At 27.6% G+C, this 25,124-nt stretch carries 32 protein-coding genes; 31 read left to right on the forward strand and 1 reads right to left on the reverse strand.

Going from position 1 to position 25,124, the window contains the following annotated elements:
* Positions 1–342: 342 nt before the first annotated feature.
* The 4 genes from Q0Y03_RS00815 to Q0Y03_RS00830 all read left to right on the forward strand — a co-directional run bounded on the left by Q0Y03_RS00815 (position 343) and on the right by Q0Y03_RS00830 (position 2,761).
* Complete coding sequence (locus tag Q0Y03_RS00815) at positions 343–621, forward strand: hypothetical protein (protein ID WP_297711966.1); 279 nt, start codon at positions 343–345, stop codon at positions 619–621.
* A gap of 83 nt (positions 622–704) precedes the next feature.
* Positions 705–893, forward strand: coding sequence for a hypothetical protein (locus Q0Y03_RS00820; protein WP_297711967.1), 189 nt, complete (start codon positions 705–707; stop codon positions 891–893).
* The gene (locus Q0Y03_RS00825; protein ID WP_297711968.1) at positions 890–1,099 is read left to right on the forward strand and encodes a hypothetical protein; all 210 of its coding nucleotides are present in this window, start codon (positions 890–892) and stop codon (positions 1,097–1,099) included. Before Q0Y03_RS00820 ends, Q0Y03_RS00825 begins: the two co-directional genes overlap by 4 nt.
* An 897-nt stretch (positions 1,100–1,996) precedes the next feature.
* On the forward strand, positions 1,997–2,761 hold the full coding sequence (locus Q0Y03_RS00830; protein WP_297711969.1) for an HNH endonuclease: 765 nt from the start codon (positions 1,997–1,999) through the stop codon (positions 2,759–2,761).
* Positions 2,762–2,789: 28 nt separating this feature from the next.
* Here Q0Y03_RS00830 and Q0Y03_RS00835 read toward each other — a convergent pair whose 3' ends face one another.
* Positions 2,790–2,999 carry a DUF6471 domain-containing protein gene (locus tag Q0Y03_RS00835; RefSeq protein ID WP_297711970.1) on the reverse strand — a complete coding sequence of 70 codons (210 nt, stop codon included), beginning with the start codon at positions 2,997–2,999 and terminating at the stop codon, positions 2,790–2,792.
* Positions 3,000–3,306: 307 nt separating this feature from the next.
* Here Q0Y03_RS00835 and Q0Y03_RS00840 point away from each other — a divergent pair, with 307 nt between their 5' ends.
* From Q0Y03_RS00840 to Q0Y03_RS00970, 27 genes are all read left to right on the forward strand, one after another.
* Positions 3,307–3,663, forward strand: a complete 357-nt coding sequence (locus Q0Y03_RS00840) for a hypothetical protein (RefSeq protein WP_297711971.1) — start codon at positions 3,307–3,309, stop codon at positions 3,661–3,663.
* Between the two features lie 298 nt (positions 3,664–3,961).
* A complete protein-coding gene (locus Q0Y03_RS00845; RefSeq protein ID WP_297711972.1) occupies positions 3,962–5,236 on the forward strand; it encodes a ParM/StbA family protein in 1,275 nt (424 codons plus the stop codon).
* A gap of 3 nt (positions 5,237–5,239) precedes the next feature.
* Complete coding sequence (locus Q0Y03_RS00850) at positions 5,240–5,731, forward strand: hypothetical protein (RefSeq protein ID WP_297711973.1); 492 nt, start codon at positions 5,240–5,242, stop codon at positions 5,729–5,731.
* A gap of 23 nt (positions 5,732–5,754) precedes the next feature.
* On the forward strand, positions 5,755–6,390 hold the full coding sequence (locus Q0Y03_RS00855; RefSeq protein WP_297711974.1) for a SprT-like domain-containing protein: 636 nt from the start codon (positions 5,755–5,757) through the stop codon (positions 6,388–6,390).
* A 403-nt stretch (positions 6,391–6,793) separates the two neighbouring features.
* A complete protein-coding gene (locus tag Q0Y03_RS00860; RefSeq protein ID WP_195958868.1) occupies positions 6,794–6,955 on the forward strand; it encodes a hypothetical protein in 162 nt (53 codons plus the stop codon).
* Positions 6,956–6,990: 35 nt separating this feature from the next.
* Positions 6,991–9,888: a hypothetical protein gene (locus tag Q0Y03_RS00865; protein WP_297711975.1), complete on the forward strand. Its 2,898-nt coding sequence runs from the start codon at positions 6,991–6,993 to the stop codon at positions 9,886–9,888.
* A 131-nt stretch (positions 9,889–10,019) separates the two neighbouring features.
* On the forward strand, positions 10,020–10,193 hold the full coding sequence (locus tag Q0Y03_RS00870) for a hypothetical protein (protein WP_297711976.1): 174 nt from the start codon (positions 10,020–10,022) through the stop codon (positions 10,191–10,193).
* A 23-nt stretch (positions 10,194–10,216) separates the two neighbouring features.
* Positions 10,217–11,932, forward strand: a complete 1,716-nt coding sequence (locus tag Q0Y03_RS00875) for a DEAD/DEAH box helicase (RefSeq protein WP_297711977.1) — start codon at positions 10,217–10,219, stop codon at positions 11,930–11,932.
* Between the two features lie 410 nt (positions 11,933–12,342).
* Complete coding sequence (locus tag Q0Y03_RS00880) at positions 12,343–13,947, forward strand: DEAD/DEAH box helicase (protein WP_297711978.1); 1,605 nt, start codon at positions 12,343–12,345, stop codon at positions 13,945–13,947.
* Between the two features lie 55 nt (positions 13,948–14,002).
* Positions 14,003–14,224 (forward strand): hypothetical protein, encoded by a 222-nt coding sequence (locus Q0Y03_RS00885; RefSeq protein WP_297711979.1) that lies wholly within the window; start codon positions 14,003–14,005, stop codon positions 14,222–14,224.
* Between the two features lie 818 nt (positions 14,225–15,042).
* On the forward strand, positions 15,043–15,201 hold the full coding sequence (locus tag Q0Y03_RS00890; RefSeq protein WP_297711980.1) for a hypothetical protein: 159 nt from the start codon (positions 15,043–15,045) through the stop codon (positions 15,199–15,201).
* Between the two features lie 10 nt (positions 15,202–15,211).
* Complete coding sequence (locus Q0Y03_RS00895) at positions 15,212–15,748, forward strand: hypothetical protein (RefSeq protein ID WP_297711981.1); 537 nt, start codon at positions 15,212–15,214, stop codon at positions 15,746–15,748.
* A gap of 39 nt (positions 15,749–15,787) precedes the next feature.
* On the forward strand, positions 15,788–16,078 hold the full coding sequence (locus Q0Y03_RS00900) for a hypothetical protein (RefSeq protein WP_297711982.1): 291 nt from the start codon (positions 15,788–15,790) through the stop codon (positions 16,076–16,078).
* Positions 16,071–16,328, forward strand: coding sequence for a DUF5659 domain-containing protein (locus Q0Y03_RS00905; protein ID WP_297711983.1), 258 nt, complete (start codon positions 16,071–16,073; stop codon positions 16,326–16,328). The genes Q0Y03_RS00900 and Q0Y03_RS00905 overlap by 8 nt, the downstream gene beginning before the upstream one ends.
* A 2-nt stretch (positions 16,329–16,330) precedes the next feature.
* Positions 16,331–16,633, forward strand: a complete 303-nt coding sequence (locus Q0Y03_RS00910; RefSeq protein WP_297711984.1) for a hypothetical protein — start codon at positions 16,331–16,333, stop codon at positions 16,631–16,633.
* A 36-nt stretch (positions 16,634–16,669) separates the two neighbouring features.
* The gene (locus tag Q0Y03_RS00915) at positions 16,670–17,071 is read left to right on the forward strand and encodes a terminase small subunit (RefSeq protein ID WP_297711985.1); all 402 of its coding nucleotides are present in this window, start codon (positions 16,670–16,672) and stop codon (positions 17,069–17,071) included.
* A 257-nt stretch (positions 17,072–17,328) separates the two neighbouring features.
* Entirely contained in the window at positions 17,329–17,898 is a 570-nt protein-coding gene (locus tag Q0Y03_RS00920; RefSeq protein WP_297711986.1) for a recombinase family protein, read from the forward strand.
* Between the two features lie 41 nt (positions 17,899–17,939).
* The gene (locus Q0Y03_RS00925; protein WP_297711987.1) at positions 17,940–19,223 is read left to right on the forward strand and encodes a PBSX family phage terminase large subunit; all 1,284 of its coding nucleotides are present in this window, start codon (positions 17,940–17,942) and stop codon (positions 19,221–19,223) included.
* Positions 19,224–19,238: 15 nt separating this feature from the next.
* Positions 19,239–20,600, forward strand: a complete 1,362-nt coding sequence (locus Q0Y03_RS00930; RefSeq protein ID WP_297711988.1) for a phage portal protein — start codon at positions 19,239–19,241, stop codon at positions 20,598–20,600.
* Complete coding sequence (locus tag Q0Y03_RS00935; RefSeq protein ID WP_297711989.1) at positions 20,587–21,480, forward strand: minor capsid protein; 894 nt, start codon at positions 20,587–20,589, stop codon at positions 21,478–21,480. Before Q0Y03_RS00930 ends, Q0Y03_RS00935 begins: the two co-directional genes overlap by 14 nt.
* A gap of 39 nt (positions 21,481–21,519) precedes the next feature.
* Positions 21,520–22,131, forward strand: a complete 612-nt coding sequence (locus Q0Y03_RS00940) for a DUF4355 domain-containing protein (protein WP_297711990.1) — start codon at positions 21,520–21,522, stop codon at positions 22,129–22,131.
* Between the two features lie 139 nt (positions 22,132–22,270).
* On the forward strand, positions 22,271–23,167 hold the full coding sequence (locus tag Q0Y03_RS00945; RefSeq protein WP_297711991.1) for a hypothetical protein: 897 nt from the start codon (positions 22,271–22,273) through the stop codon (positions 23,165–23,167).
* Between the two features lie 58 nt (positions 23,168–23,225).
* The gene (locus Q0Y03_RS00950; protein ID WP_297711992.1) at positions 23,226–23,504 is read left to right on the forward strand and encodes a hypothetical protein; all 279 of its coding nucleotides are present in this window, start codon (positions 23,226–23,228) and stop codon (positions 23,502–23,504) included.
* Between the two features lie 7 nt (positions 23,505–23,511).
* Positions 23,512–23,823, forward strand: coding sequence for a hypothetical protein (locus Q0Y03_RS00955; RefSeq protein WP_297711993.1), 312 nt, complete (start codon positions 23,512–23,514; stop codon positions 23,821–23,823).
* Entirely contained in the window at positions 23,811–24,137 is a 327-nt protein-coding gene (locus tag Q0Y03_RS00960; RefSeq protein ID WP_297711994.1) for an HK97 gp10 family phage protein, read from the forward strand. The genes Q0Y03_RS00955 and Q0Y03_RS00960 overlap by 13 nt, the downstream gene beginning before the upstream one ends.
* Positions 24,137–24,517, forward strand: a complete 381-nt coding sequence (locus tag Q0Y03_RS00965; protein WP_297711995.1) for a hypothetical protein — start codon at positions 24,137–24,139, stop codon at positions 24,515–24,517. Before Q0Y03_RS00960 ends, Q0Y03_RS00965 begins: the two co-directional genes overlap by 1 nt.
* Before the next feature lie 16 nt (positions 24,518–24,533).
* Positions 24,534–25,103: a hypothetical protein gene (locus tag Q0Y03_RS00970; protein WP_297711996.1), complete on the forward strand. Its 570-nt coding sequence runs from the start codon at positions 24,534–24,536 to the stop codon at positions 25,101–25,103.
* Positions 25,104–25,124: the final 21 nt, after the last annotated feature.

Raw genomic sequence — 25,124 nt, forward strand, 5'->3', positions numbered from 1 at the left:
GAATCTCGATGGGAGGGGTTATAGGGGGTGGATAAAACATCTCCCCCTTGGTACATATCACGAAAGCTAAAATTTTGAGATATGCAAAAGGCAGATATAGTATCCATAGACAAGCTATATTTGGTAAATAGATGTAATTGCATTGGTAGTTTTTAGTGTATTGTATTGGCTTGTACAGGCTTATATGAGTGTTTGATATAAGGTGAAGTTTAGATACTTAGTCCTAATTTAGGATACCTATATAAGATGTATTGGTTATATACAAGCACATTAAAAGCTACAAAGTGCAAATTATTATCTATTTAATTAAATATAAGAATTACACTAAAGGAGGCATATATTATGCACTTAGGACAATTATTAAAAGAAACTATCTTATTTCTTATCACAATGAAAGTGATTTTTTTATTACTTCCTAAATGGCTAAAGATGACAATCAGAGGAATTACAAGACTTGTAATCATGTGTTTTAAGGAAGTAACACATTATGCAGAGAGAGCATTTAGAGATTATTACAAGCAAAATAAAAAGGCTATTCCTAAGAGCAAGGAACAACCTTTAAATGTGATCACAATTACTTATCCAAACGGTAAAGTTAAAGAATATCGTAAGGCTAAGTAATAACTATAATGGATAGGGGAATATTCTCTTATCCTGTTAGTAGTATAACCAAGATATAAATAATTTATTCAAGGAGAATTAATATGAATGTTACAACTATAATTACAATGCTAGGAATTGGTGTAGGTAGTGCAGTTGCAGAAAAGGTACTTAATGCATTTGGTAAAGCAGATATGGCATCAATGATAAATATTGCTGGATTAACTGGTTTAGGGGCTACAGCAGTATATTTTATAGTAGATCTTATAGCTAAACTAGGTGCATTGCTATGATAGAATTAATAAAAGTTGCTACAGTAGGATATATAAGTCAAAAGGCACTAAGATGTTTTGCTAAAAAGGACTATGCAGATGTAATAGCTTTTTGTACATGGTGTGCTGTAGGAATAGAGTTATATAATATTATAATTACAGTTTGTACAGCAATAACAAAAAGTGAAATATTTTCATTATTCCAATTCTTATTTAGATTAGGATAAAAAGGGGTAGCAGAGTATTAGGTGTTTTTATAAAAACGTGTCGTAAAGATTCTTAACATCCTATAAAAATTTTGGATGTAGTTTTTACGACTTCTAAGATGTCATTCGTCGTGAGGACGAGCATACCCACTTTATACGTATCCTTTAACGATAGTTCCAAAATGGACAGCCATAAGCATAATAACTAATAGTTGTATTTTACAAGTGTAAAGACTTTTACGGTTGACTTTTGGTAACGACTGCGAAAATTTCTTTCTGCATGTAAAGTCCTTAAATAACATTACATTACTTTTTAGTTATGGTAAGATTTTTCCACCACCCTTACTTTAACTACGAGTGGTAGTAAAAATCTTACTATCAGTATTCTTCCTGGAGAAGATATTTGTTACCTTCACCGTGACGTCCCCCGATTTGGTGTCGTCACATCTTAGATGTGGAGAAAATCCCTACTTTTGGGGTTAACGAAGATTGGTAAACCTATAGGCAACTGGTCTTCATATGAAGGTCAGTTAACTGAAGTCTAGATTGGACTTGAGTCTGAAACTCAACCCAAAACGGTGCCGAGTTCATATAAATTAACAAAATGAATTGACAAGAAAAATGAAGAAAATAACCTTATCTAGTGCTTACGAGACAAGTACGTTGTTAGGTATTGACTAACTCGGAAATATTTCGAGTTAAATTACACTAATAATAGATGTAAAGAGTATTCATACTTTTCGCTAAAGGGACAAAAATGTCACCTTAGAGAGTCAATATAAATTAATAAAATTGAGAAGTAAAAATAAGAGAAAAGAAGAGTAAATAAAAGAAAATAAAAGTATAATGAATATATTTACTTAAAATTAGAAAATATATAATTGTGATTAAATACAAAAGATAAAAGGAGAGATTTTTATGCCATGCAACGATTGTAGCATTAAATGTAAAGAAAGGTATACCAGTTGGTATAGCAAAAGGAAAGATTTTGACTGTATGCCTATTGGTCATGTTTTGCCTCATAATTATTTAATAGAGAACGATATCATATCTTTGGAGAAAAATGATGAGTTATTATTAAATTATATAATTAAAAATTGTTCGAATTTGGAGGAAGTATGCTATTTTGATATTACTATGGATATTATTTCTGGATTAGGAAAGTTAATGCATAGCCAAAATGATATGATTAAATATTTAATTGATTATTTGTATTTATCTTTTGGTGATCCTAATAGTGAAGATAATATTATCAAAGATGAGTATTTTAAGAGAAGATTTAGTAAAATTAAAAAAGATAGTAAATATAAAAAAGGAGTTGTTAATGTTAGGACGGGGCAACAAGAATTGAAAAAGCAATTATTATACTTGTATGGAGAGTGTTGTATTTGTGGATTAGAAAATTCTAAGCTATTAGTAGCTAGTCATATAAAGCCATTAAAGGATTGTCTATTAGAAGAGAGTTATGATATTAGTAATTCATTATTATTATGTAGAACGCACGATGGATTATTTGATTCAGGATTAATTTCATTTGATGATGATGGAAAAGTTATAATATCTGAAAAATTAAGTACTAAAGACAGAGAAATAATACATATTGAGGATAGTATTAAAATAAATACAAAAGGAATAGATATAAAATACCTAAAATGGCATAGAGAAAATGTGTTTAATAAATAAGAAAAGGGTTGGAACATTATTCCAACCCTCATTTTTTATCCCAGTTTATGTTAAAACCCATAATATCTGCTATAGCTTTAACTTCAGAGTATCTAATAGTATCTCTAGAAAGTTTGTTGCTCAATGCCTGGGGTGTTGTATCTATTCCATAGTCTTTTAATTTTTCTACAATATCAACTAACTTCCAACCAGACAAAGCTATATAGCTTTTTATTTCGTTTCTTGTTTCATTGCTCATGCTTATGTATCACCTCAATAAGATTATAGCACAACTAAACTAATTAGTAAATAAATAAACAAAATAATAAAAAAATTCACTAATAAGTGTTGACACACTACACTAATGAGTGTATAATTAAATCATAAGGTGAAACAAACAAGAAATAGGAGGTAATAAAAATGAGAGAAAAATACGAGAGTGTCATAACAAATTTATTGTTAAGCAATGCAATTTTAATAATTACTTTAATTTTAATAATTTTTTAGTGAGTTAATTTTTAACAAATAAAGATAATAAAATGAAAAAAAGAAAAGGGGATAGGGATATGTGTAATGTAATTAATTTTATGGAAGAGAAAATGTCAAGAATTAGTTTAAAGGAAAGACACGATATGTTTGAGTTGGATGTTATATGCTATATAAATGAATTAATAGAAAGTCCATCTGATCTAATTATAGTAAAAGATAACATAACTAGAAGTGAAGAAGAAGAGATTGCGGAAGAAAACATTTTATTTATAGATTCAGAAAGAGAAGATTACGAAGAAGTAATATGGAATATGTTTGTTAATAACAATAAGACAATATTTAATGCTAGTTTTGCTAATAATTACAATAATAGTTGGATGAGTGTGATTTACAGCTATACTGGAGAGAATCTAATAGTAGAAAAAGTAAGTTAACTGGTAAAAAATTAAATTTATGATTTTTTAATAAATATACTAACTAATTTAATAAATTGTAAAATGAAGTTACAACAAAAAGCGATATTAATTTATCAATAAAAACGAAGAAATATTAATAAATAGTCAATTGATATTTGGGTATAGGTATTGAAATGATATTTACAGTTTTTGATGCAGATGTTAATATTTGATTATAAAGTAAAAGAAAGCAAACAATATAAAAGGGGAATTATTATGAAGAAAGATAGTACATCATATATATATATAATTTTAAGTTTTAGAAAGGAGTGTTTAAATGGCGCAAGGAAAAAGAAAGGAGATCTATAAATATAAGTGCTTTATAGATGCAATAAAATTTAATGTTATTAAAGATTTAGAAGCAGATAAGACATTAAGTAGAAATGCAATTATTAAAAAGTATAGTTTATCTGGGGAAATAGCTAATAGATTTAAATGGAGCAGGAAAGATAATGATACACCAGATAGGGTGATATTAACACATTTTAATTTAAATGCTACGGCATATAAAAAAGATGAATGGGTAGAGATACCAAATCGATATGTAGAAATAGCTAAACAGATAATAGAGAATAACTACGAAATTAGTAGTAGTGAAGTTATAAACAAAATTATAAGAGTATTAGAGGAAAAGGGAGAAGTGAATAGTATGAATATTAAAATTGCAGCAGATCTAGGAAATAACAATGTAAAGGTAGCAATTAATGGACAAGCATTTAGCTTTGTAAATAAAATAGAGCGTTGGGATAATGTAGAAACATTAGGGGACAATGAGTATATAAAAATGAACGATGATTTTAATTACTATATTATTTCTAACATAGATACTAAGTTCGAGAAGTCTTCTTCTAAGAAAGATAAGAATTTTATTCCAACCTTAAATTATTCTATTATTAAAGCATTAGTTGAAGCTGGCGTTTCAATAGAAGATAAAATAGAAGTAGATTTAGCTTTATTAACTCCAATTAATCAAGCAGGGGAGAAGAATGAGTATGTAGAAAAGATTAAAAATAATAGCGATAACATAGTAGAGTGTAGAGTTAATGGCAAGGAATATATGGCAAACATTAAAATTAATAATGTAGTTCCAGTTTTAGAAGGATGTTCTAGTGCCTTTCTATTAGATAGTTTATCAACAATTAATACATTAATAGATGTAGGATCAAAAACAATCAATATAGCTAAAATAGTCAAAGGAAAATTTAGTACAATAGAATGTTTAGATGACTTAGGGAGCTTTAATTATTATCAATCTTTAGTAGCTAAAATAAATAATAGAGACATTACAGTTGATAATATTCAAGAAATGATAGAAGTTGGACTAGCTAATCACGATAAAGACATATTAAAGGCTTATTTAAAGAAAGTATTAGAAGAAAGTAATAAAGTAAGTAAATTCAATATAAGTAATAATGTTTACTTCACAGGAGGAACTGTTCAGTTATTCAAAGATAATGGCCTTAATTTTGAAAAAGGTAATATAAAGGTAATGGATAACCCTGTGTATAGTAACGTACTAGGCGCATTAAAAGCAGTTGGAGGTGCTGAGTAAAGCATGGCAAATAAAAATGCAAAGAAAATAGCGATAACATTTAATAGGGATAATACTAGAGAGTTGGCGATGTTAAATTATATAGAATCAAAGGTAAGCATGAGCATATATATTAAGCAGTTAATACTGGACAAGATGGTATCCGAGGGGTATATGATAAGTACATTAAACGTACCAGATACTAACATGGTACATACTAAAAGCACACCTAATACTAATCAGATAGGTAACAGATACGTATCTAATACACCTCAAATACCTACTATAGACATACAAGATACTAATAAGGTGAGTACTAAATATGTAGCAGATGCACATGTAGAACGTATTGGAGATGTATCAGATACTAATAAGAGGCATATTGAGGATGTATCAAATACGGATGACTTTGATTTTGATAATCTTATAACAGAGGAAGAAGTTGAAGAAAAAGAGGATAAAAAAATAGATTATACTCAATCGTTAATGGCGAGCATGAATAGCTTCATGAAATAATAAGAAAGGAATAATTTAATAAAATGAATAGATATAATAAAGAATTTGAAAGAGCAATAAAAAATATGAATAAAGTAGCCGGTACAGAAATTATAAAAGATGTAGAATTAAAAGTGATAGATGATTATAATGATTTTTCGCTAGGAAAAATTTTAAAACATTATCCTAATACTATTTACCTAAATAATTTCTTTTTGCAAGATAGAAGGAGAGATAAAATTTATAATGTAATATGTCATGAGTTGTGCCATTCTATATTGGGTAATATTTTTGAAGATAACACTATAATAAATTCAGATTGGGAGCTAGATGAAAGTCCAATATTTTGTTTGATTGTTAAATGGTTTAATAAAAATGGATTTAGAATTTCTCAGAACTATAAAGTTAATAGTAAGTTTAAATGCAACATTGAATTTATTAATAAAATGACTAATAGAAGTTTTGCAGAAATTTTAGATTTTATTATCGAGTTTAGAGAGTATATAGTTAAAAAGCAAAATGATGGTATTAATATTAGTTTAATAAATAAACTAGACATTACGCTTGATAGAAAGTATAAGAGTTATAAAGAAGTTAGATTAGGGATGAATGTAGTTAAATTAGGAAATGATTTTAAATTAGAGAAATATAGAGAGTTTATAGAAATATTAAGTAATTAAGAGAAAAACAAAAGAAACGCAAAAAAAATAAAAGCTAACATAAGCTAACTTTCCATAATCAACCAATATGATATTTGAATATAACAATAGAATTGATGTATAATATTTATCACCAATTTAAAGTGTTTCTATAACAATATTAATTACTTAATTATATTATAGGTAGTTATAGAGATGTTGTCAAGAAAAATTAAAAATAAAAAGGAAATTACTATTATATATATAATATAATATATAAAGAGTTATTTAATAACCTATATAACAATAAATTAAAACCTAAAAAATAGGAAAAATAAATATATTGCTATTTAAAACATAGATAAATAGCCACTTTCAAGACTTTTATATAATTTGTATAAGGAGATATAATATTCCAAAAACTAAAAACAAAGGGGTGATATAAATGTACATAGTTAGAACATTGAAATTAAAAAAGCATCTGGAAGAGTTAGGGTTTAAGGTTGAAGGTACAGCTCCTAACAAGGATATACCTAATTTTATAGTTTGGTTATTTCAAGATGGAAAAGATATCAGACAAGCTGTAAAAGAATACTCAAACAAATAAAACAAAAAACTAAAAACAGAAAGGAAAGATGTGATTTGAAAAATGGAATTAAAATAATGAGTTTAGAAGGGGCAGATATATTAAGACATAATGTAGAAGGAAAATACATAAAGCATACTTATGATGCAGTATTTAGCAATAGTAAATTAAAGTACAAACTAGAAAAAGGCAAGAAAGAAAATAAATTAAATGTAAGAAATGATGCTACAAGAGATATTATAAACTTAGAATTTAATATGCCAGTAACAAACATAGATAAAGATAAATATAAAAAATATGAAAAATACATATCCACAGATCTTAAAAAGGGAACTAACAAAATAAGTGCGAATAACATAAGAAAAATACTTTATACAGATGGATTTATATTAGAATTTGATAAAGAAAAAACATTAAAAGGAAATAAAAAAGATGGTACTAAAGTAATAAATAAAGATGGGTATTATATATTAGTAGATAGAAATAAAAAAGAGTTGGCTAGAGAAAAAATAGAGAAAGAATCAATTAAATACAGAGAATGGTTTAGGTCGTCAGCCAAAGCTAGAATAGGTGAAATTTTATACATTTCAGAAACATTATACGATAAAATTGCTAAATGGCAGATGATGGGGATAGAATTGCCAGAAGATGAAGAGTGTATGTTGGTTGAAATGATGGCTTATATGGCTCTTACATCTTCTACAATAGAAGAAGAAATAGAAATTAATCCTGAAAATATCTTAGTATTAAATGATTTAAAAAGCAGAAGGTTTACTAATTGTGCAAAAGTGGTTGTGGATGAAGAAACTGGTGAGTGTAAAGTAGTTAGAGAAAAAGATTATGTAGAAAATACACTTTTTGATGGACAAGCATTAATAGAGGATTCATTCTTTATAGATTCAGAAGCAGGCATGAAGCTTTTGAGACACCATTTTTTTAAAGCATGTGGATTTAGGAGCTATATTCAAGAATTTATGAAAGATCATTGTAAAAAGAATGGATTAGATTATAATGAATATTCCGTGAAAGATAAATACGGAAATGATGTTAAAGTAAAAGATATTATGGTTATTACAACTGATAATGCAACTAAGTTTGAGAAATTCTTTGATGATAAGGCTAAAGGGTTTAAGCAATGGAAAGCAGCAGTAAATAAAGATAATAATTTATTTGGAGTATGTAAAGAAGACCATGAGTCTAAGTTTGGAACTAGACAAAGGATGAGTTACCAAATGTTAAATACTCTGCCAGTTTCAAAGGAAGAATTAAAAGAAATATCTAAATATTCCATAGACTATATAAATGCTATGAAAGAAGATAATGAAGCGTTTTTAACACATTTAGATAATAATAAAAATATTACTAATCCTTATGAAATGATGGTTGAACTAGCTAAAACAAATAAAGATTTTACTAAGACAAAATTATTTAAAGAATTTAAAGCTGAAACTTTATGCGAGTTAAAGAAAAAACTTAGAAAAGGAAAAATAATGACTGAGGGAGATAATCTTACAGTATGTGGTAATCCATATCTAATGTTACTTCATGCAGTAGGAAAAGTTGAATTAGATGAAGAAGGTTATGTTATTACAGAAGATGAAACATTACCAACTAGCGAAGAACATATATCTGTTTATACTAAGAGATTTGATGATAAAGAAGATTTAGTAGCATTTAGAAATCCACATAATGCTCCTAATAATATTGCTTTATTTAAGAATTATAAAAATGAATTAATGGATAAGTATTTTAACTTTAGTAAAAATATAGTTGCTGTAAACTTAGTAAATACAGAATTACAAGATTTAGCTAATGGACTTGATCAAGATTCAGACTTCATGTTTACTACGAATGACAAAAACATAGTAAAAGTAGTCAAAGAAAAAGTATTTAGAAAAGAGAAATATCCAGTTATAGTTAATAAAATAGAAAAAAGTAAAAAGAAATATACAAATACACAAATAAATAAAGCTATTATAGATAATATTTTAGCCAAGGGTAAAAATGATATTGGTACAAGTAGTAACCAAGCACAAATAGCAATGAGTTTATTTGCTGATAGTGGCTATAAAAATGAAGAATTATTAGATAATGTTATTATACTTAGTGTACTAGCCCAAGTGGCTATTGATAATAGTAAACGTAAATTCGAAGTAGAACTAGATAAAGAAATAGAAAGACTATCTAGTAAGGCTAAAAGACCATTATTCTTTTATTACACCTCTAAAAATAAAGAAGCTAAATATAAAGTTTTAGGTATAGATGGAAAAGTAAAAAGAAAATTTAAAAATAAATATAAAGCACAGTTATACGCTGAAAAAATAATAGAAAAATCAGAGTTAAATTTTAAAGATGAATCTGAAAAGGAAATGTATATAAATTTATTAATAAAGACTAAAAAATCTAAAAAGAAAGAGACGGCATATGATAAAGATATTAAATGTACTATGAACTACCTACAAGAAATAATAGGTGAAGACGTTAAAAATGAATCTAAAAAGAAAGGTGAAAAGATAGAAACAGAAACATTATTAATAAAAGTAAAAGGGAAACCAGTATATGAACAATGTGAAAAAATAAAAGATTTAGTTGAAGAATACGATAAAGTTGTAAAAGATTTTAATGTAAAAATTTCAGAGATGAGTGATGCAGAAAGATATGAAAAGAAAGTTGAATTTAAGCACAAACAAGAATATTTAGCTGAAGAAATAATCAATAAAATCAAAAAAATGAGTATAACTGAAAAAACAATCAATACTTTAATTAGAAGTGCATTAAGTAAAGATGTTAAAAATAGCAACACTCATGTTCGTTTGAAATTATTAAATGTTTTATTCCAAAGTAAAAGAGATGAATTTTTATCTCAATTCACAACTCAAATTAAAGATAACTGTATTAAATTTAAATACATAAATAGCTTTAAATCTATAACTAAAAAAATGATTCAAGAGTAACCGCCATTACTCTACATAAAAATTATATATAAATTAATAAATAAAGTCAATAAAAATTTAGCATAGTTGGGGTTAATCCCTTCTATGCTTAGTTAGAAAAGAATGTTAGTAGTAAAGGAGAATAGACCGTTATGAATAAAGAGAATGAAGTAAGAGTAATAAGCTTAGTACAAGCAAGAGCATATATAAAAAATGGATTACAACCTTTGAGAATTGAAGCTGATGATATATTAGTATTCGTATTTGATAGGGAAGCTAGTAAGTTATTATTTAAGGCTTGGAAAGATAAAACTATAAAATTTTAAAGTAAAGGAGAAGATAGGCGAAGGTGAATAAAAAAGAATTAAATTTAAAATGGGTAAGTGATGTTATATCAGAAAAAGAAGGTTATACATATAAAGATTGGAAAGAAGGTTCTATTGTATCAATAGATGCGCAAACTGGAACTGGAAAGACATATGCAATATTAAATAAGATATTAGAAGATAAAGTTGAAGATTATGAAGAATTAGTTTATATCTGTAATAGAATAGAGTTAAGAAGAGCTATTCAAAAAGATTTACTGGAAAAATATAAGATGGAAGCTAAATACTTCATAGGAGAAGAAGAGTTTTTTGATAAAAATTGGATAGGCAATAAAAGGGCTATAATTGATTATGAATGGTTGGACGAACAAAAAACAATATATAACGTAACTGTAATGAGTTATCATGAGATAGCTAATTCAAGAAATTGGAGAATACATACAGATAGTAACTATCATATATTAGAAAAATATCAATGGATCGTTTGTGATGAGGTTCAATTCTTTTTAACAGACGCTTCATTCAACCAGAAAACATACATGGCATATGATGAAATATTTTATGCTAGAGATTCTGAAAGTACGTTAATAATGCTATCTGCAACTATAGATGAGGTTAATACTTTAATAGAAGAATACATTAATATGTGGAAAACTCATGAGGATCTATTTGGAGTGAATTTAGTGCATGAATATAAATATAGTACAGGAAGAGATTACAATTATGTTAATGTTAAATATTTTAAAGATATTGATGATATAGCAAATCTTATTAAGAATAGTGAAGAAAAATGGCTTGTATTCGTAACAAGTGATGACAACGGAAGAGAATTAAAAGATAATCTATGTGAAAGTAGAGTGTTAGCTGAATTTATTAACGCCAATGAGGACAATAAAGAGAAAAAGAATTTAACTATGTTTTCTAAGTTTTCTTGCCAATGTTTAATTGCAACAAAATGCATTGATAATGGGGTTAATATAAAAGATACTAATGTGAAAAATATCGTTGTGATGGCATATGATAAAACGACTTTCATTCAAGAATTAGGAAGACTAAGATTAAATATTAAAGATGCACATGAGATTAATTTATATATCAGATGTTGTTATAAAAAGACATTTTCTACAATGTTAAAGAAATGTGAAGATAAAAAGGAATTAATTGATTTATTTAAGGAAGATATTAGTAAATTCAAAGCTAGGTTCAATAATGATTATAAGAAGCTTCCTGAAGATATATTCTATCTTAATACTAAAAATGAATGGACTATAAATAAGTTAGGTGTAGTAAGGTTGGAGTTGGATAGAAAGCATTATCAAAATATGGTTGACATGATGAAGATGGACAAGTTTGCATTTATTAAAGAGCAATTGAGCTGGTTAGGGTTAGAAGATAAATTTTCGGAAGATAATTTAATTGAAGGTGTTGTTGAAGAAGAAACTAAAAATGATTTATTACTATTCTTAAAAGATAGTTATGAGAATAATGCTTATTATACTAAGGAATGTTTTATAAAAAAAATTGAAGCTATTATAGAATCTGATAATAAATTAAGGGTATTATTCAATAAAATTTGTGGGAATGGCAATAGGTCAAAAGGTGCTAAAAGTTATAACAAGTTACTATTAGATGGAAATGTGAATTTGCCTTATGCAGTTGGTAGTGAAATAAAACAAAAAACAATAGATGGTAAAAGAAAGAAATTAACTTATTGGAAAGTGCTTTCTACAGAGAATTAATTAACTGCACCAAAATTTACATCTAAATCTATATAATAAATTTACATGTAAAAAATGGTGCACTAAGTCTCATTATACTATATTTAAATATTAACATTTAAGGTTAAATTAGTAAATTAAAAATAGAATAAAAGTCAAATTTTATTAAGAGCTTAGAGAAGTATATCTAGGTTCTTTTTTTATTTTAATTATACGTCTTTTGGTTTGCCTCCACGGCTTACCTTTTGGGCGTAACGTTGCAATAGTCTAGTTGAAGTTAGTTGCGACTAAGCAACTTACTGAAACTTATTGCAATGCTGGTACAACAAGGTAAAAGAGTGGCTATTATCACTCGGTATTAGTAAATACCTTCGTGTTCGCACTTGAAAGTGCTTAGAGTAAAAAAGAGATAAGAAAGGATGAAGTTTATAATGATACAATTAAGAGAATATCAACAAGAATGTTTAGATAGAATAAATGAAATGAAAATAGGAGAAAGAAAAATAGCGTTTTTAGCAACTGGAGCAGGTAAGACTATAATTATGTCGAAAGTAGCTTCACAAGAGAATGGAAGAGTTTTAATAGTAGTAGACCAAAACGAATTAAGGGAACAAACTATAGATAAGTTATCTATTTTTATTAATAAAGAAGATATTGGAAGTGTACAAGGTGTTTTAGATGAAGTTGATAAAAGAGTTATAGTGGCAACTAGACAAAGTTTAACTCATGGGAAATCAACTCGTTTAAATAGAATGTTAGAAAATGGGGAATTTAATTTACTTCTAATAGATGAAACACATAGAGCAGTCCAACAGGTTAAAAAGATTATAGAGGAATGTGGGCAAAATGCAAAGGTAATAGGATTTACTGCTACACCTTTTAATCCAGAACTTTTAGAAGTTTATAGTGATTTTGTTTATAGAAAAGAAATAGTAAGTCTTGTAAAAGAAGGATACTTATGTAGTCCTAGATGTTTAACTATTTATTCTGATGTAAGCCTAGACAATGTAAAAACAGTAGCAGGAGAATTTAATTTAGGACAATTAGATGAAGTTGTAAATGTTGATAGTAGAAATGAATTGATAGTTAAGAAATACGTAGAATTAGCAGAAGGTAGAAGTAAGACTTTATGCTTTTGCACATCTATTGAACATGCAGAAGCTTTAGCGAATGAATTTAATAAAAATAATATCAAGGCTAAGAATATAGATTCTACTTTATCAGCAGACGAAAGAAAAGAAACTTTAGAAGCGTTTAAAAGAGGAGAAATAGAAGTTTTAACTAATATAGGGGTTCTTACAACTGGATTTGATGAACCTTCAGTTGATTGTATCATTATGGCAAGACCAACTAAAAGCAAAATATTATTTACTCAGATGGCAGGTCGTGGACTACGTATATCTGAAAATAAGGAAGATTGTTTAATATTAGATGTATGTGATGTTACAACTAAAAAGAGAATGAATTTAATGACAGGTAGAACTATATTTGATTTAGATGAAGATGAAACTATTCAAGAAAAAGAAGAACGTATTCAAAGAGATAAAGAAGAATCAGAAAGACGTGAAAAAGAACGTATTCAAAGAGAAATTGAACTTGAAGAAATGAGACAAAAAGAAATTGATTTATTCAATGAAACAGTTGAAAACATATCTCAAATTTCTACGCTACATTGGTTTTATACTGATATAAAAGGAGTAGAAGTAGCTATATTATCTCAAGATAGTAAAATAGATCATTATATAGTAAATTTAGAAAATGAATTTAGATGGTATAAAAGAACTCAATTAGAAGGTTGGGAACATAAGTTAGAATTAATTGATGAAAATACCGACTTAAAAGAATTAGTAACTCAGCTTGAATTTAATGTGATGTTAGAAGGTTCTAGTTTTATAAGTAAAAAGGCTAATTGGAAATGGGAAGAACCAACGGAAAAGCAAAAACAAGTGTGCAAAACTAAAGTAAAAACTAAATGGGGAGTACATTGTTTCTTTAGTAAGAGAAATTGTTATTTTTCTCTAAAAGATGTAATTTAAAAGAGGAATTATGGTATAAATGTAGAATTATGTATATTAAAAGGAGGTGAGACTTATGGGTTTAAAATTAACTCAAAAAGAAGTCTTGAGAGTTTTAGTTGAGAATGAAGACAAATGGCTTGGATTAGAAGAAATACATAAACTATCAGGTATTCAAAGAAGGCATATTAACAGTGCAATAAAGTTTTTTATGAAAAATGATTATGTATATATGCCTAATTTAGAAGGAAAGGTAATGGTATCTCCAGACGGAGTTTCAGCATATTATAGTTGTTAATAATTAAAGGCTAGGGTTAATATCCTGGTCTTTTTTCTATGCTAAAAATCTGAGAAAATATTTATACTAAGCTTTTAAAACCTAGGAAAATAGGCGTTTTTGAGACGTTTGTATAATCTATATAAGGAGAGGAAAGGATATAGTTCTGAGTACGCCAACTGCTATTGGCGATGCAGTATAATATATGCGACCTAAAAGCTTTTAGCAGAAGACGGAGTGATCCGTTTTCTTTTAAGAAAAGTTTTGATATTTACCCAATCTTATTATACTAGTAAAGAGAGGGTGATGTCAAGTGCAAAATTTCATAACTTAAAAGCACTTTAAAAAATAAGAGTTGTATAGTTTGTAAATTTTTAAACTTAACTAGTTGCAAGTCTAGTGGCATTCCTTGCCGATTCCTCCAGAATTAAAAAACTTGCTGAGATTAAAGGTACAAAGTATCTGCTCGTAAGAGTTTAATCTTTAAGCGTTACCGCAACAACGCAATATAAAAAGGCGGATTTTTACTAATTTGTTCATTGGGGGCTTCCTTAGCCTCCTACTCCCTAAAAGAAGATAAATTTAAGCAGGCAAGTAAACTCTCCTTTTATTAAGCACACTCTACTTAATTTCCTTTAATTTGTTAATTTTTTAAGCTTGCCTGTTTAAATGTGTCTTTGGCACACTCCTGTTAAAGTAGAAGGAAGGAGTCAATAAAATTATTATTCTCTTTTAGCATCGTCAAAAAAATGGCGGTGTTTTTCTTAATGCAGCCAAGGTAGGTCACAAGCCCTAGTAAATGCAGAGTGGGAATAAAAAATAAAGGAGAAGTGACTAGAATGGAAAAATTATATGAAATTATTGGATTTATAACTTTTTGGCTAGCTTATGGTTATTTTGGTTCTGCTATTATTTTTAGTATAGTGGATAAAATTTACGAAGCTAGAAGAGAAAAAAGAAAAGCTAAATTAGCTAAGAAAATGGAAATTAAAAGATAGAAGGGAATTGATGAATATGAATAATAATTTTTCTAAATTATGTAGATTTTTAATAGGAAATACAGTATCAGATAAAGATTTAGTGGTAGGATTTGACGAGAATTTAGTAATATATAAAGATTTTGAATGGGATCTTAATAGCAAATATACAGAAGTAGAAGTTAATGAATATGAGGAAGAATATGAAGAGTTAGTAATAGAAGATTGTGATGGATATAAATTAATAATTGATTGTTATGGACATATAGAAGTTGAAACTCCTGAAGATAAAACTGAATTAGAAGAATTAAGAAGAGAAAATTCTGAACTTTTATATAAAATAGAGATGTTAGAGGAGGCCAATAAGGATTTAGCTAATATAATAAAAAATAAAAGTGAAAAAAGTGAAACAGAAATAACGGATACAGATGAAAAAGATGATGTTATAAAAAAATATATAGATACTGATGAGTTTAAAGCACTATTGGAGAATTTAAAATTTATAGAAGAAAATGTAGATTTATTTAATGGAATTTATGTAGATATTCCTAAGATAGAAGTACGTTAATCGTGCTTCTTTTATTTTAAGAAAAGTGAGGTAGGAAACATGGAAAGAAAGAAATATTGTACGGGATTTTATAGTATGCAATTGTTGTTATCTAATGTAGAAGGAATTGAGATAGAAGACATAATAATAAAAGAAGTGGGGACTAGAAAGTATAAAAATGTATTATTTAGTTTTCCAGGACATAAAGGTCGTGAGGTAGCAGCTATTATAAATAAGTGTAAAGATAATGTAAATAAAGTGCAAATAGACAACTTTGAAAAGCTTAAAGCTAAAAGAAAACAATTATTAGATGAATATTATAAAAAAATTAAGGGTGAAGAAAATGATTAAAGTAAAGAGTAATACTAAAATTGCATATTTATTAACTCTTGGATTTAAAGAGGAGCGATTAGAAGAAACAGATAGCATAATTTATTTTATGTTTAAGGACACGGAAGAGATAAGACAACAGATAGAAATATTTAAAAATATTGTAAGTAATAAAGAAATAAATCAAATTTTCTGGATTGATTATAAGAAGTATTTAGAAAAAAGTAGATATGTTAGGGATAAAATAAGAGAATTTAAGGAGGTGCATTAATAATGACTTCTGAAAGAGTTACTAGATATGAAAAAAGTTCTGGAGAGTTATTACCGGATTATATAATCAATGATACGATTGTAGGAGTATGCAGGTATGTAGCTTGTTATGTTAAGATAGTAAATTTATTGTATAATATTGAATTAATCATTAATGGAAAAGATAAGTTTGTTGTTTTACCTGGAGAAACAATTGAATTTGATATTGAAAAGCATGGAATTATTACTAGTATTGTTGCAAATGTATTTAATGATATTGACAATAGAATTTTAGTTGAAGTTGGATATAGTAGTAAAATAATATAATTAATGTGAATTTATGAATAGTTAGGAGGTGATAAAATGAGTAAAAAATATACAGGAAGACCAAGGAAATATGAAACACCAGAACAAATGCAAGAGATAATAAATGAGTATTTTAATGAATGTTTAGAAGAAGGAAAGTATCCTACAGTTAGTATGTTAGCTTATAGATTGGATTTAACTAGGCAAGATTTATTGAGATACGAGGGAGAGATTGAAGGTGAAAGATTTAAAAATTGTAGTGATGAAATGAGAGAATCCTTTCGTTACACTGTCAAAAAGGCTAAACAATATATTGAAGGTCAATATGAGGATAGGCTTATAAATGATGGTAGAAGTCCAATAGGAACTATATTTACGCTTAAAAACAACTATAATTGGGTAGATAAGCAAGAGATTGAGCAAACTAATAAGACTATTGAGGTTACATTAGAAGATTAGTTATATAATATTTCTCTTATAGTATTTCAATAGGATATATCCATATGAAATATTTTAAATTATATCAATTGCATTTCAATAGAGTTAGAATGTTATATTTGAAATATTTCAATTTAACACAATAACTCTATTGACACACTTTTATGATAGATAGTATAATATTAGTAAGGGGATAGGGCATGCCTTCTAAATTTAGAGGGAGATTTGGCTTTAACGCCTTAACAAAATATTTTTTTCAATAAAAAGGGGTAATTGATATGAAAATAGGTTATATAAGAGTTAGTTCAAAAGAGCAAAATACAGCAAGACAAGAAGTGTTAATGCAAGAATTACAAGTTGAAAAGTTATATATAGATAAGTTAAGTGGAAAAGATACTAATAGACCTCAACTTAAAGCAATGTTAGAGTTTGCAAGAGAGGGAGATGTAGTAATAGTAGAATCAATTTCTAGATTTGCAAGAAATACAAAAGATTTATTAACATTAGTAGAACAATTAGAGGAAAAAGGTATAAAATTTATTAGTAAAAAAGAGGCTATTGATACTAATACAGCATCCGGTAAGTTTATGTTAACAGTATTTGGAGCTATGGCAGAATTAGAAAGAGAGTATATTTTAGACCGTCAAGCAGAAGGTATAGCAATAGCTAAAGCTGAAGGTAAATATAAAGGTAGACAAAAAATTAAAGTAGGTAATGAATTTGAAAATATATATAAACAGTGGAAAGCTGGAGATATTACAGCTAAAAAGGCTATGGAATTATTAAGTTTAAAGCCTAACACATTTTATAGAAGAGTAAAGGAATATGAAAATGACATGGAATCGTAGTAATACGGTTCTTTTTTATTATAGAAATTTATTATAAAGGGGTGAAGATTATAGCTAATACTGCAATAAAAATAAGTAAAAAGATATTCAACGAAGTCTATTTACCTTATCTGTCTACATATGATAAAAGATTTGAAGTTTATTATGGTGGTAGTGGTAGTGGAAAATCTGTTTTTGTAACTCAAAAACTATTGTACAAATATTTAAAATATCCTAATAGAAAATGTCTTATTATAAGAAAAGTAAATAATACACTTAAAGATTCATGCTTTGCTTTATTTAAATCCATAATAAGCGATTGGCAGATATATGATCAATGTAAAATTAATAAAACAGATTTAACGATAGAATTACCTAATGGAAGTCAGTTTATTATGAAAGGATTAGATGATCCAGAGCGTATTAAGTCTATTGCAAATATAGATGATATTTGGGTGGAAGAATGTACTGAAATAGATGACTTTGATTTTGACCAACTTTGTTTAAGATTAAGGTCTAAAAACCCATATAATCAGGTTTTTGTATCTTTTAACCCTATATCTAAGAGTAACTGGGTTTATAAGAGATGGTTTGCAGAAAATGCTACATATAATAAATCCAATACAAGTGTTTTACATACTACATATAAAGATAATAAGTTTTTACCACAGTCTTATATAGATAATTTATTAGAGATGGAAAAGACTAATAATGTATATTATAAAATTTATGCTTTAGGTGAATTTGCAACTTTAGATAAATTAGTATATACCAACTGGAGAGTGGAAGGTTTTGATTATCTTGAGTTATTAAAAGGTAATAGAAATACATATGCAATATTTGGCACTGACTTTGGTTATACAAATGATTATACAACTTTAATTTGTTCGGTAATAGATGAAGTTGATAAGAAGCTTTATATATATGATGAACATTTTGAAACACATATGACTAATGAAGATATATTCAAGATGTATACTGAAAAACATGTTGTAGGTGAAAGAATAGTTTGTGATTCAAGTGAGCCTAAATCTATTGAAGAGTTAAAGAGATTAGGTTGTAAAAGAGTTGTAGGAGCTACAAAAGGTAAGGATAGTATTATAAATGGTATCCAATTAATACAGCAATATGAAATTATAGTACATCCTAATTGTAAGATGATACAAGAAGAATTAAAGAACTACACATGGATTAAGGACAAGGCTACAAATGAATATATAAATAAACCTATTGATAAATACAATCATGGATTGGATGCTTTAAGATATAGTATCATGGATAAGATTGGAAAGAAGAGAAGTTATGGAACTTTAACAATAGGCTCTATAACAGATTTATATGCATAAGAAAGGAGAGAAGATATGAATGAAAATAGTTTAATTGGTTTAGTAAGGTTATGTCATGGTGTTTACTCTAAGAAGTTACAGTATTACGATAAAATAAACGCTTATTACTATGGTAATACAGATAGTTTAGCTAATTTTAAACCAATGCCAGGTAGAAGTAATTTAAAGCCACGAACAAACTTTATACAGAAATTGGTAGATGAAGAGGCTAGTTATTCTTTTGGAAATAAGATTACATATACATCTAAAGATAACAATAGAGAGGTCATTAACGATATAGACTACATACTATCTGGATATAAAGCCGATTATGATATTAACTTAGGAATAGAATTAATCAAATATGGAGTATGCTATGAAATAAATTATAGGAAGAATGGGAAATTTAAAAGTAAAACAGTAACTCCATTAAATGGCTATATGTTTTTGGATGAAGATGATGATCCAGTTTGTTTCTTACATATATATAAGAAGAAATTCGATACTAAAGAATACATAGATGTGTATACTAATAGAAACATATATCATTTTGATTCTAGTTTTAAAGAAATATCGAAGCCTACACCACATTTCTTTGGGATAGTTCCGGTTGGAATTGGTATGATTGGAGGTAATTCTTATAATGATGATAGAGGATATATAGAAGGTGATAAGACTATCTATAGAACTATAAAAACTCTCCAAGATGCTTTTGAAACAAATTTGGGGGATTCTGCAAGCGAAGTTTCGGATATAAGAAATGCTATTTTAAAAGTATTTAATATTGCATTAGAGGATGAGTTAGATGAAAAAGGAAATCCTACAGGTAAGAAAAAAGAACCTATCTTAAGAAATAACATAATAATGTATCTTAATGGAGAGGGAGAAAGTAAACCAGATGCAGAATGGTTGATAAAAAATATTAATGATGCATTTATAAGGAATACCCGAAATGATATTAAGGATTTAATGTATGTATTAACATCACACATAGATTCTAATGAAAAGCTTCAAAGTAATTTATCGGGTGTTGCATTAAGAAGTAGATTACAGAGTTTAGAAAGTAAATGTAGCAATAATGCAAAAGCATTTGAAAATATTTTAAGAATAAGATTACAATGTATGTTTAATTACTTGGCCATGACTAAGGGGAAGAAATATGATGTCAATTTAATTGAGATTAAGTTTACTCCCAACGTTCCAGTCGATGAGGATAGGATTGCAGATAGAATATCTAAAATACCACATGATGTTGTATCTAATGAGACAAAGAGAAGTTGGTTAGCATCTGTAAGTAATCCAGTTTCAGAGCAGTTAAAAATAGATGAGGAAAATAAAAAGTCTATGGAAGGATTTATTGATCTTGATAAAGAAGGTGGAATAGATGAAGCTGAATAAGAATCAGATTGAGTTTGTTAATAACACTATAAAAATAAATGAAATACTTTTTAATTTATCAGATAAAGAAATCAAAAAACTATTTGCTTTACATAAAGAGCAAAGGGACAAGTTATTACAAAACATAGCTAGTATCATATTAGAATATAAAGTTACAAATGAATTTATGGATTTATCTAATGAAGAGAAGAAGATATTAAATGAAAGGTTAGGTAATGAAGTAAATGAAACTTTTAAAGAGCAAAATAAGATAGAAAAACAAGGAATGGACAATTTGTTGAAGAAGATAGCAGAAGATAAGTTTTATATGAATTGTTTTAATCTTGCACTAGGTATGGATTTCACATTAAAAAAGATTAATTCAAAAGCACTAGACAGGATTATTAAAGATACTGTACAGGGCAAGAATTATTCTGATAGGCTTTGGAGCAATAAAAATGATTTATCGAAAATACTTCAAAAAGAAATTAAGGATTTTTTAGAGGGTAAAACTTCTATAAATGAAATTTCTAAGGTGGTAAAGAATAGATTTAATCAGAATTCTTTTAATACTAGAAGATTAATAACCAATGAAACTGCTAGAGTTCAGTCTGAAGTAAATGAAGAGTGGTCAAAGGATTATGGTGTAGAATACCAATTATTCATGGCTACATTAGATCAGAAGACAAGTGAGATATGTAGGGCTTTAGATGGAAATGTTTATGATATAAATGATAATAATAAACCAACACCACCTACAAGAACACATGTAGGATGTAGAAGTTGTTTAGTTTCTATACCCTCGAAAGAATGGAGACCTAAAAAGCGTATGGATAATGAAACTAAAGAACATATCACATATGCAAATTATAAAGAGTGGAAAAAAGAAAATAATATATAGACTTTAGAGGAAGAGAACTCTAAAGGCGAAAGGAGTTATATGAAAAAAATAGATTTATTAAAGTTAATAGAAGGCTTAGAGGATGAAACAGACGTGTTAGATACTCTAAAGGAACAAGAAGAAATAAAAGGTTTAATTAAGCCTTTTGATGTAAACGAAATTACATTAGAAGATTTTAAGAAGGCTATAGCTGATAATAAAGAAATTAGAGGATATTATGCTAGCGAGAAAGATAGAGCAGTTACTAAGGGGATTGAAACTTTTAAAAGTAACAATTTACAAAAGTTAATTGATGAAGAGCTTAAGAAAAAATCTAATGAAGGATTGAGTGAAGAGGCGATACAGTTAAAGGAGTTACAAGCTAAGTTTGAAGCATTAGAAAAAGAAAAGTCAATATCTGAATTAAAAGGTAAATACACTAAATCACTTTCAGAAAAAGGATTAAATGCTGAATTAATTGATTTTGTATTTAATGAAGATGAGGAAATATTTAATTCTAATGTAGATAAAATTAATAGTATTATTGAAAACTCAATTAATGCAAAAACTAATGAAATATTAAATAATAATGAGTACATTCCACCAAGTAATGGAGCAAGCAATTTAAATAGGGATGAAGAAATATTAAAGAAAATATTAGGAATTAAGTAAACAACCACACGATGTTATTGAAACGATATATATGACATGTGTAGGTTGTTTTTATTATGCCCTTTTTTAAAAGGTTGACTTATAGGGGGTAAAGAATAAAAAGCCTACAATATTTTATAAAGAAAGAAGGAATTAATTTATGGCAAATACATTAGCGTATTCAACATTATTTCAAACAAATTTAGATAAGGCAATGGTGCAAACTGCACAAACTTCTTGGATGGAGGAGAATGCTGGACAAGTTATTTACAATGGTGGTAAGGAAGTAAAGATTCCTAAAATGACATTAACAGGTTTAAGAAATTACGATAGAAACTCAGGATATAAGAAAGGTAAAGTTACTTTAGAATATGAAACTAAATCAATGACTTATGATAGAGGAACTAGTTTCTACTTAGATTCAATGGATGTTAATGAAACTAATTTTGTTGCAACTGCTGGAACTGTTATGGGAGAATTCCAAAGAGAAAAAGTAGTTCCAGAGGTTGATGCTATAAGAATAGGAGCATTAGCTCAAGTTGCTATTACTGCTAACAATGTAAAGGCATCTTATACACCTGGTAAAACTACTATAGTAGATGCTATAAAAGATGGTATTACTGTATTAAGAGATAAAGGTTTCGTAGGAGAAATTGTAATTCATTGTACATATGAAGTTAAAAATCAATTAGAAAAGGCTATGGCTGGACAATTATCTGCTGTAACATTTAGTGCAGGAGGAGTTGATACTGAAGTTCCAAGTTTAGATGGATGTCCTATTTTACCTTTAACTTCTGATAAGATGTATTCAAAATTTGATATTTCTGATGAAGAAGAGGGAGGATTTTCTAAAGCTGAAGATGCTAAGACATTAAACTTCTTATTAGTTGCAAGAGAAGTTCCAATCGCGGTATGTAAAACAGATAAGATAAGAGTTTTTGACCCATCAGTTAATCAAGAAGGCGACGGATATTCTTTTGACTACAGAAAGTATCACGATATTTGGGTTTTAGATAATAAAGTAAATGGTGTTTTTGCTTGTTACAAAGAGGCTTAATCATATAAGGGTTAGGGGTTATCTCCTACCCTAACTTTAAATTATAGGAGGTTAGATTATGAATTTAACGGATGAGCAAATAAAATCTATAGTTGTAAAAGCTATTCAAAACTATTTAAATAATGATAAATATGATGATGTATATATAGAAATGAATTTCCAAGAGGCAGTAATGGTCGCTATAGAGGAAGAAAGGGAAAAATTAAAACAGCCTTCTAATATATCTTCTATGAGTCAAGGTTCTCGAAGTGTTACATATAAAAATACAGGTATAGGCAAGTTAAGTGATAATGTAAAATCATTGTTACCAACTCCTAAAAATTATATGGTATGGTAGGTGGATTATGTGGTTTTATGATAAAGAAGTTTATACTACTATAAAAACTAAAGTTAAAAACAATGTGGGACAACTTGTAGAGAATTATGAAAAAGATAAGCTATTTCTTGCGGATGTACAACCATTAACAAAAAGTAAGCTTATAAAAGAATGGGGAGAAGATTTAAAGTCTACTAAAGAAATATATGCAGATATTAAATGTAAGGTTGGAGATATTCTTATTTACAATAATGAAGCGTATGAAATAGAGGCTAGAGTTGAATGGGATGATTATTCTATTTATGCAGTTAAGGAAGTTGATGTAGAATGGCAGAATTAATAAATAACATAGATGAAATAAAAAGACAGTTTTTAGAAGCGTGTGAGAATGCTATTAATGAAATTGGGATTACAGGAACAGCGGAGTTACAAAGTAATTCGCCAGTTAAGGAAGGTTTTCTTAGAAGAAGCCTTACATTTAAAAAAGCTAACACATCAAGTAAATATATTATTACATTTGGTAGTTCTTTAGATTATGCACCTTACACAGAATTTAGAAATAAATCTAAGGGTTGGATGAGAGGAACTATGCGAGGATTTAGTTCTGAAGCACAAGAAATATTAAAGAAACATTTAAGAAAGGTAGGTAAGTAATGGAATTATTACAAGAAGAGTTATATAAAGTAATTTCTAGTTGTAGCGATAATGTTTATTTGGATTATTTACCTACAACAGATGAAAATGATAATGAATTAGATTATTTAAATAATATCTACATTAATTATAGCTTGAAGAATATAGAGGATTTAGCATATAAAGATTCTATAATTCTAGAAATTGAAGTAGTTAGTAGTTTAATGAATAAAATAAAAGTACAAGCAAAGGCTGTTGATGTTGATAAATTATTAAAGAACTGTTGGATAAAAAATTGCAATTCTAAGGTAATTAGAAGCAATGTATATTTCATGACATTTGATGATTTAGAAAATAAACAGTCGATGGTTACTTTAAGTTATAAAATTTATAAATATTAAGAAAGGAAGTGTTTTAATGAGTGCAGAAACAGTACATAAAAATACTGCATTTGGATCAGGGTTAATATATTTAGTAGATTCCTTCGATGTATCTAGTTTAGATACTGAAATTACAAGTAAGTTAATAGATACTAACCTATTACTTTTAACAGATGATGGGGTTAATTTTGAAGAGGAAAAAGAGATTTTTTCAACTCAATTAGCAGGATTTAATGAAAAAAGAGTAAAAGGTTATGAGACAGTTGTAAGAGCTGAAGGTAAGATAAGTGGAACTGGAAGATTAGTTAATTCTAAATTATTAGAAGCTTCTTTATATAAGAAACAAGAAAATAGTTCAACTAAATATGATGTATATAAAGTAGAAGAAGGAATTATTAATTCTTATAAAGATGTAGTGATGGTAGCAACAAATAAAGCTACAGAAAAAGCACAACTTATTATATTACATAATGCATATAATAGTAACTTATCTTTAGAAACAAAAGGTTCTGATGATGGTAGCTGTAAGTTAGAGTTTGCCAGTGCATACGATAAAGAAAATTTAAATAAAGTGCCTTACGAAATTTGTACATTAAAGGAAGTTTAAAGTTTAAGAGATTGGATTTTT

Source organism: Clostridium sp. (assembly GCF_026168755.1).
Lineage (GTDB): Bacteria > Bacillota > Clostridia > Clostridiales > Clostridiaceae > Clostridium.

Excerpts from the sequence above, each read along its gene's own strand:
- Q0Y03_RS00815 (WP_297711966.1), top strand. The coding sequence starts at position 343 with ATGCACTTAGGACAATTATTAAAAGAAACTATCTTATTTCTTATCACA.
- Q0Y03_RS00820 (WP_297711967.1), top strand. The coding sequence starts at position 705 with ATGAATGTTACAACTATAATTACAATGCTAGGAATTGGTGTAGGTAGT.
- Q0Y03_RS00825 (WP_297711968.1), top strand. The coding sequence starts at position 890 with ATGATAGAATTAATAAAAGTTGCTACAGTAGGATATATAAGTCAAAAG.
- Q0Y03_RS00830 (WP_297711969.1), top strand. The coding sequence starts at position 1,997 with ATGCCATGCAACGATTGTAGCATTAAATGTAAAGAAAGGTATACCAGT.
- Q0Y03_RS00835 (WP_297711970.1), bottom strand. The coding sequence starts at position 2,999 with ATGAGCAATGAAACAAGAAACGAAATAAAAAGCTATATAGCTTTGTCT.
- Q0Y03_RS00840 (WP_297711971.1), top strand. The coding sequence starts at position 3,307 with ATGTGTAATGTAATTAATTTTATGGAAGAGAAAATGTCAAGAATTAGT.
- Q0Y03_RS00845 (WP_297711972.1), top strand. The coding sequence starts at position 3,962 with ATGGCGCAAGGAAAAAGAAAGGAGATCTATAAATATAAGTGCTTTATA.
- Q0Y03_RS00850 (WP_297711973.1), top strand. The coding sequence starts at position 5,240 with ATGGCAAATAAAAATGCAAAGAAAATAGCGATAACATTTAATAGGGAT.
- Q0Y03_RS00855 (WP_297711974.1), top strand. The coding sequence starts at position 5,755 with ATGAATAGATATAATAAAGAATTTGAAAGAGCAATAAAAAATATGAAT.
- Q0Y03_RS00860 (WP_195958868.1), top strand. The coding sequence starts at position 6,794 with ATGTACATAGTTAGAACATTGAAATTAAAAAAGCATCTGGAAGAGTTA.
- Q0Y03_RS00870 (WP_297711976.1), top strand. The coding sequence starts at position 10,020 with ATGAATAAAGAGAATGAAGTAAGAGTAATAAGCTTAGTACAAGCAAGA.
- Q0Y03_RS00880 (WP_297711978.1), top strand. The coding sequence starts at position 12,343 with ATGATACAATTAAGAGAATATCAACAAGAATGTTTAGATAGAATAAAT.
- Q0Y03_RS00885 (WP_297711979.1), top strand. The coding sequence starts at position 14,003 with ATGGGTTTAAAATTAACTCAAAAAGAAGTCTTGAGAGTTTTAGTTGAG.
- Q0Y03_RS00890 (WP_297711980.1), top strand. The coding sequence starts at position 15,043 with ATGGAAAAATTATATGAAATTATTGGATTTATAACTTTTTGGCTAGCT.
- Q0Y03_RS00895 (WP_297711981.1), top strand. The coding sequence starts at position 15,212 with ATGAATATGAATAATAATTTTTCTAAATTATGTAGATTTTTAATAGGA.
- Q0Y03_RS00900 (WP_297711982.1), top strand. The coding sequence starts at position 15,788 with ATGGAAAGAAAGAAATATTGTACGGGATTTTATAGTATGCAATTGTTG.
- Q0Y03_RS00905 (WP_297711983.1), top strand. The coding sequence starts at position 16,071 with ATGATTAAAGTAAAGAGTAATACTAAAATTGCATATTTATTAACTCTT.
- Q0Y03_RS00910 (WP_297711984.1), top strand. The coding sequence starts at position 16,331 with ATGACTTCTGAAAGAGTTACTAGATATGAAAAAAGTTCTGGAGAGTTA.
- Q0Y03_RS00915 (WP_297711985.1), top strand. The coding sequence starts at position 16,670 with ATGAGTAAAAAATATACAGGAAGACCAAGGAAATATGAAACACCAGAA.
- Q0Y03_RS00920 (WP_297711986.1), top strand. The coding sequence starts at position 17,329 with ATGAAAATAGGTTATATAAGAGTTAGTTCAAAAGAGCAAAATACAGCA.
- Q0Y03_RS00930 (WP_297711988.1), top strand. The coding sequence starts at position 19,239 with ATGAATGAAAATAGTTTAATTGGTTTAGTAAGGTTATGTCATGGTGTT.
- Q0Y03_RS00935 (WP_297711989.1), top strand. The coding sequence starts at position 20,587 with ATGAAGCTGAATAAGAATCAGATTGAGTTTGTTAATAACACTATAAAA.
- Q0Y03_RS00940 (WP_297711990.1), top strand. The coding sequence starts at position 21,520 with ATGAAAAAAATAGATTTATTAAAGTTAATAGAAGGCTTAGAGGATGAA.
- Q0Y03_RS00945 (WP_297711991.1), top strand. The coding sequence starts at position 22,271 with ATGGCAAATACATTAGCGTATTCAACATTATTTCAAACAAATTTAGAT.
- Q0Y03_RS00950 (WP_297711992.1), top strand. The coding sequence starts at position 23,226 with ATGAATTTAACGGATGAGCAAATAAAATCTATAGTTGTAAAAGCTATT.
- Q0Y03_RS00955 (WP_297711993.1), top strand. The coding sequence starts at position 23,512 with ATGTGGTTTTATGATAAAGAAGTTTATACTACTATAAAAACTAAAGTT.
- Q0Y03_RS00960 (WP_297711994.1), top strand. The coding sequence starts at position 23,811 with ATGGCAGAATTAATAAATAACATAGATGAAATAAAAAGACAGTTTTTA.
- Q0Y03_RS00965 (WP_297711995.1), top strand. The coding sequence starts at position 24,137 with ATGGAATTATTACAAGAAGAGTTATATAAAGTAATTTCTAGTTGTAGC.
- Q0Y03_RS00970 (WP_297711996.1), top strand. The coding sequence starts at position 24,534 with ATGAGTGCAGAAACAGTACATAAAAATACTGCATTTGGATCAGGGTTA.